The organism is Alteromonas sp. CI.11.F.A3 (genome assembly GCF_032925565.1).
Classification (GTDB): domain Bacteria; phylum Pseudomonadota; class Gammaproteobacteria; order Enterobacterales; family Alteromonadaceae; genus Alteromonas.
The window spans coordinates 4,428,869-4,450,884 of record NZ_CP136708.1; the positions used below are offsets into that span (position 1 = coordinate 4,428,869).

Below are 22,016 nucleotides of genomic sequence, written 5' to 3' on the forward strand. Positions count from 1 at the left end.
CTCCTTTTAAATGACTGGCCGATATATAGTTTTACCCATAGGCCGTACCAACTCTGGGTACATAGTGAAGTTTTCAGAATGACCGGCTACATACATTCCCTCAGGTGTCATTAACTTAACCATTCGGGATAAAATTTTGCGCTGCGTGTCTCGATCGAAGTAGATCATGACGTTTCGACAAAAAATAATATCAATTGGGCTTTCAATGTCCCATGTGGGCGACATCAGATTTAGAGTTTCAAACTGCACCATTCGCCTTAGTTCATCAGCCACTCGCACTTTTCCTAGCTGCGCGCCTTTGCCTTTATAGAAAAATTGTTGGCGATAATCAGGGGGTAACTGTTCAATACCACTAGCGCTATAAACCCCTAATGCGGCTTTTTGCAGTACACGGCTGTCGATATCAGTAGCAACGATAGACACTGGAGGAGTAAAAGTGCCAAATACCGATGCCACTGTCATTGCAATGGAATAAGGCTCTTCCCCCGTACTGCTGGCCGAGCACCAAATACGTTTGGTATTAGGATGTTGTTTTAAATATGTTGAAAGCGCATCGAAATGATGAGGCTCTCTGAAAAATGAGGTTAAATTGGTAGTAAGCGCATTAACGAAGTGCTCTTGCTCTTGATGGTTGTCAGCCACCACTGCCAAGTAGTCTTTAAAACGGGTTAATTTTAAAATGCGTAAACGCCGCGCTAAACGGCTATACACCATGGCATCTTTAGAATCAGCGAGCCGAATACCGGCACGCTCAAACAGTAGACGCCTGATTATATCGAAGTCTCGCCGACTGTAGGCAAACTCCCTTTGCGCCACTACTTCGTGTAACTCCGTCATACACTAAAAGGCCTCCCACTCTGCGTCATCAGGCGAAGTTGGGTTTAACGCAACCCTTGGCTTAGATGGCCCTGGCCCCGTTATTGCCCTTGGGGCGGATGTAGGAAACGACGTCATCCCACTCGACGGCACAGAGGCTGAACTAAAATTTTGTTGCCCTACTTTAAATACTGCTACCCGCTGTGCAAGTTGACCGGATTGTTGTCTCATACTGTCTGCGGCAGCCGCCGCCTCTTCTACGAGCGCTGCATTTTGCTGGGTCATTTCATCCATTTGTACGACAGCGTTATTCACCTCTTGAATACCAGTGGCTTGTTCGGAACTGGCCGCAGCAATTTCTGACATAATATCGTTTACCCGCTTAATCGCCGTCACGATATCGGCCATGGTTTCTCCCGATTTATTTACCAACACATTGCCGTTGGTGATCTTCTCTACTGAGGTGGAAATAAGACCTTTAATATCTTTAGCTGCTTCTGCTGAACGCTGAGCTAACGTGCGTACTTCCGATGCGACCACGGCGAACCCGCGGCCTTGCTCGCCAGCTCGTGCAGCTTCTACCGCTGCATTTAGAGCCAAAATGTTGGTTTGAAATGCAATACCGTCGATAACGCCAATAATGTCGGAAATGCGCTGTGCCGAATCGTTAATTTCACCCATGGTATGAACCACTTTTTCAATCACCTTTCCGCCCTCTGACGCTACATCAGACGCTTGGCTGGCAAGGCCCTTCGCTTGGTCAGCATTTTCTGCATTCAGTTTTACCGTACCTGTTAGCTCTTCCATTGCGGATGCCGTTTCTTCTAAGCTAGACGCTTGCTGCTCAGTTCGACTTGATAAGTCGGCGTTGCCAGTCGCAATTTCATTAGAGGCGGTATCAATAGTTTCCACCGCATCATGAATTTTGACGATAGTGTCGCGAAGCTCATCCACGAACTGATTGATTGACTCGCCGAGTATTTTAAAATCGCCATCTAGAGGTTCTTCAATCTTATGCAGTAAATCTCCTTCGGTAAGCTTAGACATCACGGTTTTAATGCTGTCTACCGTCAACGTACGCCCCGTAATATCCGTGGCGTACTTCACTACCCTAAACGGTTTACCATTTTGGTCTAGAATGGGGTTATAAGAAGCCTGAATATAGACAGCATTGCCTAGTTTGCTAATACGTTTGTACTCGCCACTGGCGTAAATACCTTTACGTAATTGCTCCCAAAACGCTGCGTACTCTGGGCTGTTTTTAAAAGCAGGATCTACGAATATGCTGTGATGCTTCCCTTTCACTTCATCCAGGGTATAACCAAGTGCCGATAAGAAGTTACTGTTGGCGTCTAAAATCACCCCATCTAAATCAAATTCGATAACAGCTTGGGATTTGCTTATGGCAGTTAATTGCCCTTCAAAGTAGGCATTTTTAGCTTTTTGCGCAGTAATATCGGTGGCGAATTTTACGACCTTAAAAGGTTGCCCATTGCTGTCAAATATAGGGTTGTAAGAAGCTTGGATCCAAATTTCGCTGCCCCCCTTGCCTAACCTTTTAAATTCACCGGTTCGATAATTACCCGCTTGCAAATCTTTCCAGAATGCAGCGTATTCAGGGCTAAGTTTTACCTCCCTTTCTACGAAGGTACTGTGGTGCTTGCCTTTTACTTCCTCTAAGGAATACCCCATCACACTAAGAAAATTATCATTTGCGGTAAGAATATTGCCTTGCATATCGAATTCGATAACGGCTTGCGACTTACTAATAGCGTTAATTTGCCCTTGGTAATCGGCGTTCTGTGCTTTCTCAGCGGTGATATCAATAGCAAATTTCACAATAGCGGTTACCTTGCCATTGTGGTCAAAAATAGGGTTGTAAGAAGCTTGGATCCAAACCTCTTCGCCTTTGTTATTTACCCGGCAAAACTCACCGCTGTGCGCCTCACCGCTTCGCAATACAGACCAAAAGTCTTTGTATTCTTGGCTACTGGCGTATTCACGAGTAACAAACAAGCTATGGTGTTTACCTTCAATATCACTTTGCGAGTACCCCATAGCAGAAAGAAAATTTTCATTCGCTTTGACTATACTGCCATCAGGAGAAAAAAGGATAACAGCTTGGCTTCGGTCAATAGCATTGACCATACCCGTACGCTGATCTTCGTTTTCGTTATCGTTCCATTGCACAACATATTGCGCAGGGTTGGAACTTGATGTGTTGAGCGCAGTAATATTTAACGTAAACACAGTGTCGGCCAACTGCGCATAAAAGCTTGCTTCGCTACACTGTAAAATTTGATTCAACAGCTGGGTATTACCTTTCACAATCGTGGATAAATTTTGCCCCTTCAAAGAAGCATGGCCGCCGTGAATAGATACTGTAAAATCATCAGCGTAATGCTGCGCCAACGCTAAAAAAGCAGGGTTGTGATACACAATATTACCCGCGCTATCAATTACCATAATACTTGCGGTGCTTGCATCGAGGATTTGCGTTTTTAGCTGCGCCTCGTGCTGTGCAGCTTTAAGCTCGTCATTGTTGAGAAAGTTAAACACGCCCATAACCAGTTCATCCTAAATTTGCGAAATTTGTTACCGTTGCAGTCTTAGTTGTTACGCGTCTTCGTTAACGCTTGGGGGAGCAACTAAGCCCATTTCTTCGCTGGTGATAAGGCTTTCAATATTCACCAGAATAACCATCTGACCATCTACATCTGCTAAGCCGTGTAAGTAACGGCTATCAAAAGCCACACCAAATTCAGGCGGCGCTAAAATTTGCTCTTCCATTAGCCGAATAACATCCGACACACCGTCTACCACAATACCTACAATGCGATCTTGAATATTGAGCATAATCACGATGGTAAATTCGGTATAAGTGGCTTCGCCAACATTGAATTTAAGGCGTAAATCCACAATAGGCACAATGTCCCCTCGTAAATTGATTACTCCTTTGATAAAGGCTGGTGCATTAGCAATTTTAGTGACTTGCTCGTAACCACGAATTTCCTTTACAGTTTTAATATCCAAAGCGTAGTGTTCATCGGCAAGTACGAAACTTAAATATTCTTTGTCATCGCCCCCGATAACAGCTTGATGTAATGCGGTATCACTCATGCGAGCATGTCCTCTAATTGACTTGAGGTATAAGTAGTTGCGATAGAGTCGGCATCGATAATGAGTGCAACTTTTCCGTCGCCCATGATGGTAGCGCCTGCAATTCCAGCTACTTTTCGGTAGTGATCTTCTAAGCTTTTTATTACCACTTGCTGCTGACCAACTAAGGCGTCTACCAGCACCCCAAAGCGCTTTTTACTGCTTTCGAGTAATACAACAATGGCTTCTGTGGGCTGCCGTTTGGCGTTTTCTACATCCATATAATCGTGAAGAGGGACAAGCGGCCAGTATTGGTCGCGAATATAAAGTACCGTATCGTTGCCCAAGGTTTTAAGCTGACTGGTTGTGGGCTGAAAAGACTCCACAATGTTGAGCAAAGGGATAACAAAAATCTGATTCCCCACCGTCACGCACATTCCATCAACGATAGCGAGGGTGAGTGGCAGATGTATAAAGAAGCCCGAACCTTCTCCTAGTGAAGACTCTATTTCAATGCGCCCGCCTATGGCTTCAATATTCCGTCTTACCACGTCCATACCCACACCACGACCAGACACATCGGTTACCGCTTCGGCAGTAGAAAACCCGGCTTGAAAGATGAGCTGCCACACTTCGCTATCTGGCATCTCATCGCTAACAGCTAATCCATTGGCGCGGGCTTTATCTAAAATGCGGGCTCTATTCAATCCGCCGCCATCATCGATAATGCTAATAATAATACTGCCGCCTTTTTGCTCAGCGCCTAGTATGACAGTGCCCGACTCTGGCTTACCCGCAGCACGTCGTTTTTCGGGCAATTCAATACCATGATCGATACTGTTTCTAACCAAATGCGTTAACGGGTCTACCAACTTTTCAATCAAGCTTTTGTCAATTTCTGTGTGGGCGCCTTGCAAGACTAAATCGACCTTTTTATCTAGCTTGCCAGCTAAATCACGCACCAACCTAGGGAACCGATTGAATGTCGCGGTTAGTGGTAACATTCTGACCGACATTACCGACTCTTGAATTTCACGAGTATTGCGCTGCAATTCGTCTATCGCCACTTGCAAACGCTCGCCTACCTGCCCATCTACTTCCTGCCCAATCAGAGACAACATAGATTGGGTAATAACAAGTTCACCAACGAGGTTGACCATGGCGTCTATCTTGCCTGTGTCTACTCGAATAGAGGCACTATCTCGGCCACCCGCTTTTCTTGCTGGTCTAGCTGGTGACTTTGAAATATTGGGCGATGGCGTAGTCGACTTATTTACATCGATATCTGGGGCAGAAGAACGCGGTTCAAGTGGTGTGGGCATCGCTGTAGCCGCAGAAACGTTCTCTTTTGCACTTGGCTCAGGTATATCTAGGGTATCGAAAAAACCAAAACTTTCGTCACTGGCTACCGTCGTTATTACGGGTACTTCTGGCTCATCAAAAAAACCGAAGCCATCATCTTCCGCGCTAGGCATTGGTTCGGTGGGAATATCATCAAAGAACCCAAAACCATCAGTATTTTGTGTCGCCCCCTCATCGTCACTGGTCGCGCTTTGCTGGCTGGTATCTGCGGCGGTGACAGGCTCGTCATCAAAAAAGCCAAAGGCGTCGCTGTCAGGTTCATCTTCAAAAAAACCAAACGCGTCGCTGTTGGCATCGCCTCCATCATTGCTATTGCTACCACAAGTGCTGTCGAAGCTGCCATTACCGTTATTAGCATCGCTACGGCTAGAAGCCTCAATATGCGTATTAGATGCTGCTGTATCTTGGGTTTCTGTTAGCGCTTTTTCCAGCTTGGTAATACTCACTGCAATAGCTTGTTCTGGCACATCGACCTGATCGCGATAGGCCGCTAATGTCGCTTTTAATACATCAAGGGTTTCTAGTAACAGGTTAACGATATTAGTGGTAACAGATAGCTCTTGATTACGGGCCTTATCTAACAGGTTTTCCATTACATGGGTAAGATTCATTAAGGCATTGAAGCCAAAAATGCCACTTCCCCCTTTAATAGAATGGGCTGCGCGGAAAATACTGTTTAGTTCTTCCGAGTCAGGCGAGTCTACATCAAGGCTAATTAGCAGTTGTTCCATGTCGTCGAGATGCTCATCGCTCTCGTCAAAAAACACGCCGTGAAACTGCTCAATATCAATGCTCATTCTGAATCCTTCCAGGCCGGTAAGATGTGAAGAGGATTAGCCCAAAACGCGCTTTGTCACATCTAGCAGCTTATTAGGATCGAAAGGTTTCACCATCCAACCTGTAGCGCCCGCCGCTTTCCCTTTGGCTTTCATCTCTGGGCCCGCTTCCGTGGTGAGCATGACAATAGGCGTGCGATTAAAACCGCTTAAACTACGCAAGTTTTTGATAAGTGTTAAACCGTCCATGCGGGGCATGTTTTGATCGGTCAATACAAATCCAAATTGCTGAGACTTACACTTGTCTAATGCTTCTTGACCATCTTGTGCGGTGGTAACTGTGTAGCCAGCACCTTTTAAGGTCATCTCTACCATCTGACGAATTGATATAGAATCGTCGACTACTAAAATATGCTTGCTCATACTTTTTATTCCCTAACTGCCTAAAAGTAATAACTTTTGATGTCAAAATCCTTTGTACCCTAGAATAACTCTACCTCTCCGGACTGCATGGATGTTGCAGAAACCGGGTTGTGGTCGGTTTTTCCTCGTTGGGCAAGTGCTTGTTGGTAAGCCTTTAATTCAGAAGCAAAAGCCTCCAAATTTTCAGGCTCTAGTTGTTGGAGTCGCTCGATAATAAATTTTACAATATCTTTCGTATAATCAATGTGCTGGCCATTTATATCGCCAAACTGCATACCTCTTATCGCGTTATTTATTGCATCATCTAGTTGTTGTCCAATACCCTCTAGTTGCTTGGTGGTAACTTGGTCTGACTCTGCTTTGCGAATAATGTCTTTTAGCTCTTTACTGATATGGTCTTTGGCTTCAACCACATGGGAAATATCTTGAGAAGCAACAAACTCAGCGGTTTCGGTGAGCTTGTCTACCAAGCCTTTTATATTTTCTACCTGCTTCTTAATAACGTCACTGAACTGGGTTGAACGAGTAGACAGCGCCCGCACTTCATCGGCCACCACGGCAAAGCCTCTTCCAGCTTCACCCGCTCGCGCTGCTTCAATGGCTGCGTTAAGCGCTAACAAATTAGTTTGTGCAGAAATATCATCTATTCCACTAAGCGCATCAATAACCGTAGGCATTGCTTGTTGAATGGTTTGTACTTGGCTCATTAAATGCTGTGTTGAAGACGACATTTTTTCAGTGGAATCGATAAAACTCACAAGGGTGCTGTCGGTGTCTTGAGCAAAATTGCGCATTTTATCTGAGTAAGCGGTATGGTTTGTTGCATCGACGCTAAGCAGGGCATCAATACAATTAACCTGTGCTGCCACTAGGTCTTTTAAGCTGGTAAAGGCTTGGCTAAGGGTAACAACCGCATCATCTTGGGTTGTTTTAATAGAAGACAGGTTTCCCTCACATATTGATAGCGAGTGAGCAATTTCTCCCCCTGCTAATGCAATATGATCTTCCACATGAGCTGTGCCGGAATGTGTTTCTTCAATAGAGGAATTGGCATCAGACGATTTGCTCTTACTTGATGCGTAAGCGACAAATCCTATTAGCACCACCGTAAGCAAAATGAAGCCGAAAAGCGCTGAGCCAAAAAAGAACAGCGCCCAAGACGCCAATAGCCCTGCCACTGCGCCTACTAAATAAATATTAGTGCTACTTTCTGATTGTGTAGATGAACTTTCCACGTTTGAATGCAAAAGGATCTCCTTATACCCTGCCACTACTCCTTCATCACTCCAGATTTAACCGAGTGAAATATGCATGACGTGTGTTCAATGTCATAAAGGTACTTACTCTTAATTTGATAAGGAGTAAGTAGGCAACGCGTTAGTCAATGTTGATTACAATATGGACTAAGCGTAGTACCCAATTTGGAAAGTTGGCAAGTAACGAGATGCGAAAAACTGCTATATGTGCAAAAAAACCTATGAAAGTCGGCGAACTCTAGATGTAACCTGTGGATATGAACTCAAATAACCTAGTTCAATTACTTACTGCATGAATACGATTGGTTTTGAAGGCTAAGAACGGCTGAATTCCCCTTGTTCCAAAATTCGGTATTCATTCCGATATAACGCGCCCCTGAGGCTGAACGCGTACGCTGCAATATATGAATATTACCTTTTTCAGATAGCTTGATTGTTTCTGGGCTTAAAAAGCGCACCACAATGTTTCCTGCGGTTGCACAATTAAACTGATGCGTTCCCGTGGTTGCCGCATCCATTTTTTCATTCTTCGCAGTGTCTTGTGCTGACATTCTTATTAACTTAAGCCTTTGTTTACCGGCGTTATCATAAATAACCAACCAAGTGCCCTTTTGAATTTCGTAACGACTTGCCATTTCTAGGGCTTTCACAAAGCGCTGCTCTTGCGCTGACATGGCACCTACACATGCGCGGCGCGTCGTTACCAATTTAGACGTTGCAAACTCACCTTCTGCTAATTCGCCCGGTTTTAAATTAAGTATGCCCGAAAATTGGTTACAGCCAGTAAAGCCTGAAATTCGATTTTTCGTTACCAACTCCACAGTCATCATGCTGCTATCGATAATGCCGCCCATGTCGATGCTTTCCACTTGCCAAGTACCGGTTAGGGTAATTGCAGATTCGTCGTCGGTCATTGAAGTCCCGTCGCTTGACGTTTGCGTAGGGCTATTACTGCAGCCAGCAACGGTAAAAAGTAAGCTCAAGACAATAAAAAGTGAATTACGAAAATGAGAGGGCATTACTAGTCCTTGCCGTTTTAAGATGAAGATAAAAGATAAAAGTACGAGTGTACAATATTGCGTAACGTGAGCTGAAAGTAGCAAATATGCTCAATGTTTGGAAGCGATACCTCAACCAACTTGCAAATAAGAACAATTATCAATAGCATGTAGACTCACAACTTTGGTACTTATTATGTCTGCCGCTCGCATTTTAATAATAGAAGACGATATAACCCTTAGCGATCAGGTAGCTAGGCTGCTAAAAGAAAAAGGGTTTACCACTACGCAGTGCTTAGATGGCCAGAAAGGCTTATTAACGGCGTTGCAGGAAAGCTTCGATCTCATTCTACTCGATATCTTACTGCCTTCGCTCAATGGCTTGGCAGTTTTGAATCAAATTCGAAAAGTTAAGCACACTCCTGTGATGATGATTACCGCCAGTGGTGCAGAACAAGAGCGCATTGAAGGCTATAGAAAAGGCGCTGATGATTACTTACCTAAGCCATTTAATTTCACCGAAATGATGCTTAGAATAGAGGCTCTGTTGCGCCGTAGCCAGCGAGACACAACTCCCCCAAAACAAGCTTCACAGTTAATCATTGATGCGCTTCAACTAAACCGAATTAAGCAAGATGTTCGCTTTTCAGGGAACGGCGTTGAACTCACTCCTATTCAATTTAAGTTACTTTGGGTGCTATTAGAAAACCACCATGAAGTGATGACCAAAGCCTTCTTATATCAAAGCGTGCTTAACCGGCCTTTTAGTCGTTATGATAGAAGTTTAGACATGCACATTAGCCGTGTACGTAAAAAGCTAGTAGAAGCAGGTATGCCGCCAGAAAGACTTTCTACCTTGCATGGCAAAGGCTATCGCTTCTCATGAAATACACCCTGTTTTGGCGTATGTGTACTGTAATTGGCGTAGGTACCGTACTGCTTTTTTGGGCCATAGACTGGTTAACTAATCATACCGAATCTAGCATGAGCTTTATTGCACAAGAGCATCAGCAACAATTGCTAGATTACGGAAAAGAAGCCGATGAAATTTGGAAAAATGAAGGTGAAGAAGCCCTATCTGCTTGGCTTAAGATGCTTCAAGAAAAAGAGCAAACCTGGGTAGGTGTAGTTAGTTCAGATATAACTCCCCTGGCCGATTCCACTATCTACAAACCCTTTTTCGACCGCTTTCAATATGGCAGAAGTGTGGAGTGGAAAATACACTTATATTTTCAGCAAAACCCCGTGATGGAATTGCCCTTTGCCGATGCGAGCACACACTTATTAATTGAACTGCCTCAGCGTATGCGCCCCGGTGCAATGTTGCTGTACGCCAATGCCTTACTACAGATTGCGCTGCCGCTAATATTACTCTGCATATTGAGTTTGGTGTTATACCGCCACGTAATGTCGCCGTTAAGAAAGCTGGAGAACGTCACCAAATCCTTCAGTGCGGGTCACTATGATGTAAGAACCAATGCGTCGCTGCTTGAGCGTAATGACGAACTTACCCGCTTAGCCGTTACTTTCGATAAAATGGCCGATAGAACCAGCAAGCTTATTTATAATCAACGCCAGTTACTGGCAGATTTATCTCATGAGTTACGCACACCGCTAACGCGGATAGATATGGCGGTTGATTTTGTAGAGCAACAAATTAACCCGCAACAAGCATTAGCGCGACTTCGCTACGAAGCTTCTACCATGCGCAACTTAGTTGAAGATACCCTTACTCTTGCGTGGTTAAACACTGAATCTCCACAGCTAAATACTGATGATTTTGATTTGGTGGAATTAATACAGGTTATTTGCGAAGACGCCCGATTCGAATACCCTGACAAAAACCTTGTTAGCACGCTGCCAGAAAAAGCGCCGTTAACCCAAAGCAGCCAAATAGCATTGGGCCAAGCAATAGAGAATATTATTCGTAACGCATTACGCTATACGCCTGAAAAATCAGAAGTAGAAGTACTGCTCGCCATCACCGAGCAGGGTTATCGGCTATGTGTGAAAGACAATGGCCCTGGCGTGCCTGAACATATGCTTGGGGACATTTTTAAGCCATTCTTTCGGGTAGATAAAGCCAGGGCATCTATAGGCGAACGAATAGATACATCACAAAGCACTGGCTTTGGTTTAGGTTTGGCCTTAGCCCACCGGCAAATTGAAGCCGTAGGCGGCAGTATCAAAGCTCAAAACTATACTCATGATGCACAGAGCTATAAGGAAGACGCCAGTGGCTATAACAACACTCCCCAGAGCCATAACGACAAAAACACGCAGCGCAGCGGGCTAAAAATTCAAATTGAATTACCTCGCTCTTCGGCCACTGCTCTTTAACGTTCACGAGTACCCATTGAACGACCTACTCTTTAACTACGGGCTATGTTTAAACCACGGGCTATGCTTAAGCTACGGGCTACCCTTGAACTTCTAACTCGGCGATGGGAACTCTCATTTTGACTAACCGTTTTGATTAACCGTTTCAACTAATCGTATTGGCGCAACCGTTTGGGCTCGCTAACTAATCGGCGCCACGCCAATACAATGCCGGTATATACTAGTACACACGCTAGTAATGACACCAACCCCGCCACCGTTTGGCCAATAACCCCGAAGTATTCACCGGTATGTAAAAAACGTGCCGTACCCCATGCTTGCCCGCCAAGAGACCAATCTTGTTTTCTTAGCACCTGGGTTACTTCGGCTGTTTGGGTGTCGAAAAAAAGCGAATAAGCGAGCTCTTGCCTATGTCCTATGCTTTTATCAATGAAGAAACGGGCTTCGTGTTTATGCTCACCTATTTCCATCCACATTGAATACCAGTCTTCGTACTCATTCGCACTGGCGTGTTGCTGGGCTGCTTTAAAGAGCGTTTCGTAGGGTACTATGTCAGCCGCTAAACTGGTAATTCCCTCATGTTGCTCTCGGGCAGGCACACTTTCACCAAAGGCGCCGTATATGGCCTTATTGGCCCAATCGAAGTGAAAAATAGTAGCCGTTAACGCAATAACAAACAGCGGTATCAAACACCAGATACCGAAGACGAAATGCCATTGCCGATTTCTATGATGTGAATTTTGATAGGTTTTGAGTAATAGGGTTTGCTGTTTAAAGGCTCTTAAATTGAAACGCTTGGGTAGCCATAAATAAAGGCCACTTACGATCAAAAAGATAAACATAAGATTGGCATAAGCCGTGATGTTCTTGCCTATTACGCGATAATCGCCCGCAAGAGATAAATAGCGATGAAAGTCGGTGACTACATGAAAAAATTCACCCACCACGTCCTGGCCTTCTCGAAGCACCTCGCCAGTATAAGGGTGTAGCAAAAAGCTGTGCCGCCCCGCCCATGCAGGAATAGCCGCGCCTTCTCGGTTTACCCAACGAACATAAATATGTGGTTCATTAGGCTTAAGCGTTTGCAAAATAGACACCACTTCATCGGTGCTAATACGAGTGCGGTCTGTCGGTTTGGTTTGGCTGGCTGAATCTCCTTTAGTGCTAACTTCTACGTCGTATAGCCTTTCACTGAATTCTACGATTTGCCGTTCATAAGTCAGTAATACGCCCGTAAAGGACATACACAAAACAAATATGCCGGCAATTAAGCCGGCAATAAGGTGGGTCCAAAAAACCCACTTTTTTATCGTTTTAGCGCTCATAGCGTTAGTGACCTAGCGCTAAAAATTATACGTCACTGATAGCCTGATATCTCTACCGGCTTCATGAGGGCCGATGACAGTAGCAAATACTTCGCTGTAATCACCCACACTTGAATGATCGATGTAGTACTCGTCAAACAAGTTTGATACCGCTAAGTTAACAAGTATGTTGCTTGTAGCCTGCCACTCACCATAGATATCAACCAAGGTGTAACTGGGTTTGTTTAGGGTATACAAACTATCTGTCCAACCCAAATCAACTGCTTGGTGCAAAGTATCAATATCTCGAGATCTAACCTGCCTAATACTTGTACCAACGCTAATATCGGCGTTAACCGTGTAATCTACGCCAACCACTAAAGTATCGCCGCGGCTATTACCTAAGCCCACAAATTCATAACCGTTCAAATCAATAGATGAATAATCTACGTTGTAAATACCCTCTCTTGGGTCAAGTTCACTATCAGCAGTTGAGAAACCAAAGAAAAAGTCGAATGAATCTACGCGATAGGCAAGGTCGAATTCAATACCGCTGCTTTCTACAGTACCAATGTTATTGAAAACAGAATTACCTTCGTAACCTTCAAAAATCACATCATCTAGGGTTGAGTTATAAACGCTTAATCTCGCATTTAAGTTGTTAGCGCTGTATTCAATTGAAGCTTCAATGTTTTGTACCGTTTCTGGTACCAAATCATCAGCAACTACTGGAATATCTGAGCCATCATAAAGGTAACCGTCGATCGTGAAACCATCGCCAATCTCTTTTCCTCTAGCGGCTTCGGCATAACCTAGCCCTAAGGTCCAAGCTTCGGTAAGCTGATAAGCAACACCAATATTGAAGCTTAATTCAGAGTCGTCTAGTGAAGCTTCGCTGTCGGTAACTGGGGTACCGTAATACTCTTCAAGCAAAATGCGTTGCTGGAAATCATAGTCGTCGTAGCGCACACCATAGCTAAGCAATAGTTCAGGGGTAATGTCGCTATAACCTTGAGCGTAGATGCCCATAACGCTGCTTTCTTCCGCGTTCTCTACCGCTCCTGCTGCGGGGCCGCTATTCACTTCATCGCTGCGGTAATCTACACCGTATACAAACTTATGATTTGCTGTTTCGCTGGTATTGCGAATATCAAAACCGTAAGTGTCTATTTCAGCTAACCAATTAAAACGACCACCTTGAAATGAAGACTCGGTTTGATAGGCGGTGGCTTCTAAGTACACCATATCGCTGTGGGCGAAACGGTAGTTTGCCACATAGGTATCACGCTGTGCTTCACTTGGGTAAAGCGCTGCGCCTTCCAATACTACCCAGTTAGGGCGGGCAGAAAACTCACCCTCTTCGTCACGTTGTTCAACACTTAGCGACAAATAGTGGTTTTCTGCAATATCACCACTGGCTTTAAGGAACAACATGTCTTGATCGGCTGCTGTGCCGTAAATTTCGTTTCCGTCGCCATCTTCCATATTGTCGCGATCTACCGTGCTGTAATAACCAAGCACGCCCCATGTATCACTTAGTTTTCCGTATAAACTACCGCTATAGCGTGTACCGTCATTCGAAAAGTAACTTGCTTTAACACGGCCACCAAATTGCTCACCTTCAGCTAAAAGGTCGTCAGCATCTTTGGTTTTAAAGCGGATTGAACCACCAATAGCACCAGGGCCACTGGTTGCTTCACCAGCACCAGCCTGCACATCAATTTGCTGGAGTAAATCTGGATCGATGGTGACACGGCCAATATGATGAAATAGGGTTGAAGTTTGCTGCGCACCATCAACAGTAACATTTAAGTACGCGTCTTCCAGGCCACGGATATATATCTTTTGCGCCACGCCAACCGAACCACCAACACTAATGGAAGGCGAGTTGCGAAATATATCAGCGAGATCATTAGCTTGGTATTGCTCGATGTCTTCAGCAGTAATGCTTAAGTTTGTTGTAGCGCCTACTACCGAGATTTTTTCAACAGCGGCTGTTTCGACAGGCTTAGCTTCATCAACTGCTTGTACCTGGGCATAGGAAAACGCGCTAGATAGAGTGCAAACCGCACCAATGAACACTCGTTTTTTCAAAGAAAGCTCCAATTAAATGTTTAGTTATTCTTAATAAGAAACATTCTCATTTACTTCGCCTTGAAAAGGTAGTGTTTTTACAATTGTTACATTTTGAACTAAGAGGGAGTTTGAAAGATTACTGTTGTTCGTCTACAGGCTGAGTATTTGGATCTTCACTATTCGCTTGCTCAGCTAGTTTTTCGCGCTCGGCTTTAGAAACATAAGCCGGTTTATTGCTCTTATGAATTTTAGCGTTCGCTTTTTTATCTTTCTTCTGAAGTTTCTTAATGATTTTTTTACGACGGTTCATACCCAATTGCCTCAAACAGCCTCACTCATTCTGCCTATTATACAGGGTTTACGGCTAAAGCTGCCAATATGCGTATTTGCGAAGAGGGCTTACTGAATAATGGTGCCTCTACCCGAGATTGTGACGCACGGTGCAACCGCAGGGACACGCCAGCGTGTTCCGCTAACTTGATACAATAGCCTAGATCAAAAAAGCCCTCGCATTTCTGCAAGGGCTTCTTGAATAATGGTGCCTCGACCCGGGATTGTAACGCGCGGTGCAACCGCAGGGGCACGCCAGCGTGTTCCGCTAACTTGATACAATAGCCTAGATCCAAAAAAGCCCCGAACATTTCTGTTCAGGGCCCTTCGAATAATGGTGCCTCGACCCGGGATTGTAACGCGCGGTGCAACCGCAGGGGCACGCCAGCGTGTTCCGCTAACTTGATACATTAGCTTAGATCAAAAAAGCCCCGCATTTTCATGCAGGGCTTCTTGAATAATGGTGCCTCGACCCGGGATTGTAACGCGCGGTGCAACCGCAGGGGCACGCCAGCGTGTTCCGCTAACTTGATACATTAGCTTAGATCAAAAAAGCCCCGCATTTTCATGCAGGGCTTCTTGAATAATGGTGCCTCGACCCGGGATCGTAACGCGCGGTGCAACCGCAGGGGCACGCCAGCGTGTTCCGCTAACTTGATACATTAGCTTAGATCAAAAAAGCCCCGCATTTTCATGCAGGGCTTCTTGAATAATGGTGCCTCGACCCGGGATCGTAACGCGCGGTGCAACCGCAGGGGCACGCCAGCGTGTTCCGCTAACTTGATACATTAGCTTAGATCAAAAAAGCCCCGCATTTTCATGCAGGGCTTCTTGAATAATGGTGCCTCGACCCGGGATCGAACCAGGGACACGCGGATTTTCAATCCAAAATTGAAAATAAAAGCAAGACATTGATTTATATTAAATTTAAATCATAAACCTTCCAAATAAATCCTCAATTAAATGCTCTGAAGGCCGCATAACTCTATCTGCCTGTTATGCGTTTTTGGAAAAAGTTTTAAGGGGAATTAATCGCATGAATTTTCACTGGGGCTAAAAAGCAAAAACCCGAGCTGCAACTCGGGTTTTAGATATCAGTCGATTTTCGCAAGACGACCAATCAAATTTCAGCTTCATACTAGCTGAGGGGTATCCCTTTGTCTAGTGAAAAGGCCCGCCGAAGTCGACCCGTTTTTGCCCCAGCAAAAACGCACCAGGCATTGCGTATTTTACGTATCACTTCATGTTGGAAAGTTGTTGTTGGTGAAGTGTTCCTGGTGTTGAGTCGAACGGGGAATCCTTACATACGACTCAGCGTGCGACGCGCACCGCGACACTCTGAATTCGCAATTCAGAGGCACTTACACTTGTGGGTAACGGGGAACCAACCACGGCCACCACGTAAAAAACGGCGAGGTAATCTAGTCAACAGACGGGGATTAAAGTAAGCGCAGTTCGTCATAGGTGTGTCTCTCCAACGCGTAAGGGGGGCAAGAACCTAGCTGGTTCTACCGATAGTGGAGAGCAAGGCGGACTATCCTAAAACCTTTTGGTGGCAGGAGGTCGAGCCTATCTTGGAGCGCAGCGAAAAGATAGGCTCTTAGTTAACGCAGCAATTCTAAGTTCAAAAACTTTGATATAGCTTAAAACAAAACTAAATTACCTGACGTGCTCTGTTAAACGCAACAATGAAATCCTTAATAAGATACAAATATAGCAAACCTGTTCGCACACGGTCTTTGAATGCTTGGTAAAATGTTAGTGATAAATCTATGTCTACTTTAGGCTAGTTGAAGTGGATGTCAGCGTGACTTTTCAAATTATTAGCGTAATATGCCCACGAATAAAGGGAGAAAATAATGGCCAATATATTTGATGTAGCATCTTATATTCTTGAGAGTATAGGTACGAGTTCAGCAATGAAGCTCCAAAAGCTCGCTTATTATAGCCAGGCATGGTCGTTAGTATGGGATGAAGAGGAACTGTTTGAAGAAGACTTTGAAGCTTGGGCCAACGGCCCTGTGGTAAGAAGTCTTTACAATAAGCATCGCGGTATGTTTAAGGTTAGTGCAGATGTTTTTCCAGAGGGAGATTCAGATAATCTAACTGATGAACAAAAGGATACCATCGATAAAGTGCTCGAGTTTTATAGCGATAAAACAGCTCAGTGGCTCAGCAACTTAACGCATAAAGAATCGCCGTGGAAGGAGGCGCGAGGCTCACTTGAGGCCATGGATAATTGTAATGAGATTATCACTAAAGCATCTATGGCTGAATACTACTCAGCACTCTAAAAATGAGTGCTAAAGAAGATCGAACACTCCGCAAGCAGCAGCGTGAACAACGACGAAAGCAGAAATCCGTCAAATTGTCCGCAGCGTTTGTCGAAGAAAATCCACTCTCCATTCCAAAAACACAGTGTCTTCCCGATATTCAAAAGCAGCCATCAACGGATGCTCAACTCGGCAGTTTAGAAGTTCCAAAGCAAGCAAAGGCCAAACACAATGGCTCACGATTCGGTTACAGAATGACGTGGTGCGCTCGCATTGCAGACCAACTTGGCCAATGGTCTTGGGGGGAATCAAGAGAGTGGTCCGAACCTGAGTGGAATACAGAAATATTAAACGGCTTGAACAGTCTTGAGAGCCTTGACTGGAATGAAATTCAACAGATGAATTCAGACACTGGTCATTTAATGCATCACGCCCAAGATATTTCTTCGTTATGTGACGAAGCAGTGACTAGATGGTTTGACCTTGAATATGAGCAATTTGAAACTTTATTTAGGTTTCGCTTGGGCAATCTCAAAAGAGCTTGGGGTATAGAAGTCCAAGGACATTTCTACCTTATATGGTACGAGCGCAATCACCAGATATATCCTACATCCTGTCGTAATTAATAATTATCTTTGAGTAGTAGCATCCTCAATTAACCAGTGTTGAAAGCTCTAACTAAGTCCGCCTAAGTTTGTTTATAATTGGTTTCTCTACCTACACGAACGTAGCTTCAATTTGGCATGCCAAATTGAAGAGGGGCGAATTTGCAACAACTGGTTATTAAGTTTAATAATGAATGAATTTAAAAAATCATTCATTAGCGCATCCCGCCTTGTGAGCCGCCTACTCATTGATTGCTCTACCTGCTGTAGTTAATTTAGTCTCGCATATTTGTGATGCTTCAATGATCTTGCCAGTAAGTATCTTTCCGTTAGACACTCCCTCGTCCGATACAAGACTGCCACATAGTATAATGCCCAAGAACACTCTATCGATTTTCTTAAGCTGAATTGTGACGTATACCTTCAGCGCTTTCTTGTTTCTTTTTCTCATGCCGGTTTTCACTCCACTATTTTTTAACCGACTCCTATTGTACACACGTTTTTATATCCCCCTGTCCATTAGCCCCCTAAATCTCTATTCTCAAATGCTCCATGACAGCATTAAATTATGTTATGGGAAGCCGCTTTCGCTTATACCGCTCCCTGTTGTATTTGCATTTGAAGAGAATGATATGAACTTTGGCAAATATGTACCTTCGCCAAAAACAGGAGGGCTGATAAACACAAAACATATTAAGCGTACTAAACGTTAATTAATCTTGAGTGAGTATGTAATTGAGGTGACCTTTAGGTTAACCAACATTCGCTTTTTTCGGGGGCGGATTTGTGTTTACTTTTCATGCCGGCGCTTCTTTTCTCATACAGAGCGTTCTTAGTGGTCACTTCACTAAATACCCATTAAATTTCTTTACGCTTGCTCGTGGCAAAAACTTAATTTCGGCCGACTCTGATGTTAACTTCTAATTCTGACGACGTTTCCTATTACCCTCTAAATATAGCGGCCTGTAGACAGTCGATTTAATTTTGAACTATCATATGTGAAACCAAGTTTCCTATATGCCCATGAGTGACGAAGAAATAGATTTTAAATGGCGCTGGAACCCGCCGTCATTACGCACTGTTAAACAACCAGAAACCCTAACGCCTGATGAGTTCTTAGACATGGTTGAACGGGTAGATAATGAGCGTGTTGATCCGCTTATCGGGTTGCGTAATCAGTGCATGTTGCTGACCACCTATTTTAGTTGTTTTCGGGCAGTTGAAGTCAGTCAGTGGAAGGTCAAGGAAGCTCTATACCCTGACGGCTCTCTAATGTACGTCACACGCTTGAGAAAAGAGGGAACGAAAGGCAACTACCCTGCTATCGCTCATATACCCAATGTGCGCGAATACAGAGAGTATTTAGATAAATGGTTTGACGCGAGAGTAAAGCATCGAATTGGGCTAGCTAAACAGGGGGCGGTTGAATATAGGGGCTTAGATCCTGAGTCCCATGTATTTCTTAGTAACTGGCGAGGTATGTGGCAACCGTTTTCGCTCACTAGAAAAGTGTCAAAAGGAAAGGAGTACAAGGTTGCTACTGCTGTTCAAAACCTTCTTACAAAACTCTACAAAGATTATGGTTATCAGAACTCAAGCAGTCATGCTGGCCGTCATAGTTTCAGTAGGTTCGCACAAAGACTATTAGAGAAGAAAAACAACCCCGACACATCTCGTATAATTCAAACGCTGCTGCACCACAAAACTGAAGAGGCACAACGGGACTATACGGATGTGGATTTCAACCACGTAAGAAAGGTGGCTCAAAAGATGATGCCAAATCCGAAGAAACGCGGTAGGAAGCCTGCTAACAAATGAAGAAGTTTAAATTCATCAATAACCAGTCAAGGAAAGAATTTCTTGCGTTGCCGGATGTCATTCAAAAACGCTTTGCCAACGATCTAAATGCTATTTGTCAGGATAAAGAGCCATTCAGTAAATTTAAGCATTTGAAAGACAGCGTAGGAGTTGGCGCGGTAGAGCTAATTGAAAATGGCAGGCCAGCTTACCGAACTGTCTACGTGGCTAAATTCGCTGATACAGTGTTCATACTTCACTCATTCACTAAGACTACCAACGGCGTAGACCGCAAGGCTATGGATACTGCCAAAAAACGCTACAAACTGATGATGAAAGAACTTAATGACTGACATATCAGTACTTGTATAAATATCAGTAGTGATATAAAATACTTGTAAGTTAACCAGAGAGGTCTAATCATGGCATTAGAATACACCAATATTTTTGACGCCATTACGGAAGATGCAGCAGAAGCGTCAGAGTTGCAAACTCGCTCTGACCTCATGATTGCTATTCGAGACATCGTGGATGCTAAAGGGTGGGATCAGAAGCAAGCTGCGGCGGCAATGGGTATCACGCAACCAAGAGTAAGCGATCTTGTTAATGGTCGGATAGAAAAATTCTCCATCGATAAGCTGATGACTTGCTTATACAAGATTGGATTTCGCTTCAAGCCACAGTTTGAAAATGGACAACTAACGATGTCTGTCCAATCAGTTGCGCAAAAGCAAAACCATGCTGTAATGGCATAAGAATCAATAGAGGAAACAGATTTGAATATACTTTCTGAAGACGGAAAATCAGTTATCAATCTGAAGACTTGGGATGAGGTATTCGAAAGGCCTGGCTTTAAAAGAGGGGTAGACCCCACTGAAATCCAGCTGAAGCGTATCATCGGGAAATATGATTTCAGCGACGAAAATCACTGCGGTCTAAGCTCATGCAATACATCTCATAAGAAGGGCTATTTGGTGGTGTGTTCCAATAACATTGAAACCAATATCGGCCATAAATGCGGAAAAAAGCATTTTGGGGTGGACTTCAAAGAATTGGAGCGGACTTTCCGTAAAGATATAAATATCCGTAATGCCAGAGAAAATATTCAGCGGAGGAGCGGCGAGCTTGAGTTTATCCGCGAGCGTGTAGGGCGCATGTGGCAACCGGAAGGTTTAGAGTTTTTTTGCAAGGTTAGAGACCTTAAATTAAACAAGGAAGGTATTACTGGTGCATTGCGCGTAAAGTTGGAACGTCGGGCAAAAAGCGGTGATGAGAAGGTCTTTGACTCTGTGAGAGCATCTGAGGCAGATATTGTTTTGGAGGAAGAGAGGCTCAGGAGAGAACTGACTGAAAGTGAGAAGCAACAGCTCATGGTTAGTGTTCCAGTGGGCATTATTTATGGAGTAAGGGCATTCAATTCATTTAGTGTCATCCGAGACGTACTCCATGATGAAATGCCTGCGTTACTTAACGAACTTGACGCTCTCGACACATCTTTACTTACAGATACTCAATTGCTGGATTGGTCGAAACGTCTTAATTCCATTGATGTTCAAATAATGTCAGCACAAGATGCTATTGAAGACTGCAGGCGATTCCTTGTTGACAGTAACATTAAGTTCATTAAACAACACAAGCACCTGATTTAATGGTGTGATAGGAAACATGATGTTTTATGTGGTTGTTCCCGCCCTTTTACTAGTTACCGGATTGGTTTCTGTTGTTCTCTCAATTTTTTTCAAGCCTTTTGACTCTGTGGGCCAATTCGAGTGGATAGCCAGTAGTGGTGCGTTGATGGCATCGTTTGGAATTGTAGCTGAGTTTATTATTGGGAAAGTGTTAGTGTCAGATTACATTCCTGGAATGGTTTCTAACGGGTCTAAGGCAGGGCAGATACACAAGAGGTATAGGCTACAGCTACGATTGGTAAACATAGTTTCGCTGCTCTGGATTATTTTGGGGTCGGTTATATGGGCCTACATTGGATATTTTGACTGATAGGAAATATGATGTTTGTGAATTTTCTAATTGGCTGGGTAATTCTGGCTGTAATTTGCGAAATATACCTTGGCAAATTTGTCGTTGATTCAAGCGGTGAAACGCCTTGGCCGGATGACGATTCAAAAGCAATGGCTAGGCAATACGCCAAATATGATAATGATGCGAACAGTGCCAAGCGAAGGGCTCTCCGCATAACATATATGGTGGCACCAGCCGTGGCTGCTTTCTTTGTTTTTGTAGTGTAGGAATTACGATGTCTTATATCCCGAGTGAGTTGGTTACCCTAGGAATAAAGTTTAAAGAACGACGAGTAGGATTTCATCCGTTCATGTCGCGAGTCGAAGATGAGTGCAAAACCATCGATAAATCTGAAAATGATAAAAGAAAATGGGACATTGCAATCAGTTTGCGTGGTTTTTTAGATACTATTTTGGATTCTTCTAAACTAGATCTTAATGCGGAACAAGAAAAAAGAGTTATAAAACTGAGGGGTATACTTAACAAGGCGGTTTTAGAATCGAAAGTTATGAACTTTTGAATGAACAAAGTAGGAAAAGTTT

Annotated in this window: 20 protein-coding genes; 10 read left to right on the plus strand and 10 right to left on the minus strand. The window is 44.0% G+C overall.

What is annotated here, in order from left to right:
* Positions 1–6: 6 nt before the first annotated feature.
* From R1T43_RS19080 to R1T43_RS19110, 7 genes are all read right to left on the minus strand, one after another.
* Positions 7–837: a CheR family methyltransferase gene (locus tag R1T43_RS19080; RefSeq protein ID WP_317351078.1), complete on the minus strand. Its 831-nt coding sequence runs from the start codon at positions 835–837 to the stop codon at positions 7–9.
* Between the two features lie 3 nt (positions 838–840).
* Positions 841–3,381: a methyl-accepting chemotaxis protein gene (locus R1T43_RS19085; protein ID WP_317351080.1), complete on the minus strand. Its 2,541-nt coding sequence runs from the start codon at positions 3,379–3,381 to the stop codon at positions 841–843.
* Between the two features lie 51 nt (positions 3,382–3,432).
* The gene (locus R1T43_RS19090; protein ID WP_317351082.1) at positions 3,433–3,936 is read right to left on the minus strand and encodes a chemotaxis protein CheW; all 504 of its coding nucleotides are present in this window, start codon (positions 3,934–3,936) and stop codon (positions 3,433–3,435) included.
* Entirely contained in the window at positions 3,933–6,074 is a 2,142-nt protein-coding gene (locus tag R1T43_RS19095) for a chemotaxis protein CheW (protein ID WP_317351084.1), read from the minus strand. The genes R1T43_RS19090 and R1T43_RS19095 overlap by 4 nt, the downstream gene beginning before the upstream one ends.
* A 36-nt stretch (positions 6,075–6,110) precedes the next feature.
* On the minus strand, positions 6,111–6,476 hold the full coding sequence (locus tag R1T43_RS19100; RefSeq protein ID WP_013785776.1) for a response regulator: 366 nt from the start codon (positions 6,474–6,476) through the stop codon (positions 6,111–6,113).
* A 59-nt stretch (positions 6,477–6,535) separates the two neighbouring features.
* A complete protein-coding gene (locus R1T43_RS19105) occupies positions 6,536–7,723 on the minus strand; it encodes a methyl-accepting chemotaxis protein (protein ID WP_317351087.1) in 1,188 nt (395 codons plus the stop codon).
* Between the two features lie 290 nt (positions 7,724–8,013).
* The gene (locus R1T43_RS19110) at positions 8,014–8,751 is read right to left on the minus strand and encodes an META domain-containing protein (RefSeq protein WP_317351089.1); all 738 of its coding nucleotides are present in this window, start codon (positions 8,749–8,751) and stop codon (positions 8,014–8,016) included.
* Between the two features lie 175 nt (positions 8,752–8,926).
* On the opposite strand from R1T43_RS19110, the gene R1T43_RS19115 reads away from it, so the two are divergent.
* Both R1T43_RS19115 and R1T43_RS19120 read left to right on the plus strand, forming a co-directional pair.
* On the plus strand, positions 8,927–9,616 hold the full coding sequence (locus R1T43_RS19115) for a response regulator transcription factor (protein ID WP_211069060.1): 690 nt from the start codon (positions 8,927–8,929) through the stop codon (positions 9,614–9,616).
* Complete coding sequence (locus R1T43_RS19120) at positions 9,613–11,070, plus strand: sensor histidine kinase (RefSeq protein WP_317351092.1); 1,458 nt, start codon at positions 9,613–9,615, stop codon at positions 11,068–11,070. Before R1T43_RS19115 ends, R1T43_RS19120 begins: the two co-directional genes overlap by 4 nt.
* 149 nt (positions 11,071–11,219) lie before the next feature.
* On the opposite strand, the gene R1T43_RS19125 is transcribed toward R1T43_RS19120, so the two are convergent.
* The 3 genes from R1T43_RS19125 to R1T43_RS19135 form a co-directional block, all read right to left on the minus strand.
* A complete protein-coding gene (locus tag R1T43_RS19125; protein ID WP_317351094.1) occupies positions 11,220–12,395 on the minus strand; it encodes a PepSY-associated TM helix domain-containing protein in 1,176 nt (391 codons plus the stop codon).
* An 18-nt stretch (positions 12,396–12,413) separates the two neighbouring features.
* Positions 12,414–14,468, minus strand: a complete 2,055-nt coding sequence (locus R1T43_RS19130) for a TonB-dependent receptor (RefSeq protein ID WP_317351096.1) — start codon at positions 14,466–14,468, stop codon at positions 12,414–12,416.
* 118 nt (positions 14,469–14,586) lie between these two features.
* Positions 14,587–14,760, minus strand: coding sequence for a DUF2986 domain-containing protein (locus R1T43_RS19135; RefSeq protein WP_211069064.1), 174 nt, complete (start codon positions 14,758–14,760; stop codon positions 14,587–14,589).
* 1,879 nt (positions 14,761–16,639) lie between these two features.
* Here R1T43_RS19135 and R1T43_RS19140 point away from each other — a divergent pair.
* The 8 genes from R1T43_RS19140 (at position 16,640) to R1T43_RS19175 (ending at position 21,994) form a co-directional block, all read left to right on the plus strand.
* Complete coding sequence (locus tag R1T43_RS19140; RefSeq protein ID WP_317351099.1) at positions 16,640–17,074, plus strand: Panacea domain-containing protein; 435 nt, start codon at positions 16,640–16,642, stop codon at positions 17,072–17,074.
* A 2-nt stretch (positions 17,075–17,076) separates the two neighbouring features.
* Positions 17,077–17,679, plus strand: coding sequence for a hypothetical protein (locus tag R1T43_RS19145; RefSeq protein ID WP_317351101.1), 603 nt, complete (start codon positions 17,077–17,079; stop codon positions 17,677–17,679).
* A gap of 996 nt (positions 17,680–18,675) precedes the next feature.
* Complete coding sequence (locus R1T43_RS19150) at positions 18,676–19,476, plus strand: tyrosine-type recombinase/integrase (protein ID WP_317351102.1); 801 nt, start codon at positions 18,676–18,678, stop codon at positions 19,474–19,476.
* On the plus strand, positions 19,473–19,808 hold the full coding sequence (locus R1T43_RS19155) for a type II toxin-antitoxin system RelE/ParE family toxin (protein WP_317351104.1): 336 nt from the start codon (positions 19,473–19,475) through the stop codon (positions 19,806–19,808). The genes R1T43_RS19150 and R1T43_RS19155 overlap by 4 nt, the downstream gene beginning before the upstream one ends.
* 69 nt (positions 19,809–19,877) lie before the next feature.
* Positions 19,878–20,210 carry a helix-turn-helix transcriptional regulator gene (locus tag R1T43_RS19160; RefSeq protein WP_317351106.1) on the plus strand — a complete coding sequence of 111 codons (333 nt, stop codon included), beginning with the start codon at positions 19,878–19,880 and terminating at the stop codon, positions 20,208–20,210.
* A 21-nt stretch (positions 20,211–20,231) separates the two neighbouring features.
* Positions 20,232–21,104, plus strand: coding sequence for a hypothetical protein (locus tag R1T43_RS19165; RefSeq protein ID WP_317351108.1), 873 nt, complete (start codon positions 20,232–20,234; stop codon positions 21,102–21,104).
* A 357-nt stretch (positions 21,105–21,461) separates the two neighbouring features.
* Positions 21,462–21,701: a hypothetical protein gene (locus R1T43_RS19170; RefSeq protein WP_317351109.1), complete on the plus strand. Its 240-nt coding sequence runs from the start codon at positions 21,462–21,464 to the stop codon at positions 21,699–21,701.
* 8 nt (positions 21,702–21,709) lie between these two features.
* Positions 21,710–21,994, plus strand: coding sequence for a hypothetical protein (locus R1T43_RS19175; protein ID WP_317351111.1), 285 nt, complete (start codon positions 21,710–21,712; stop codon positions 21,992–21,994).
* The last annotated feature ends 22 nt before the right edge of the window (positions 21,995–22,016 follow it).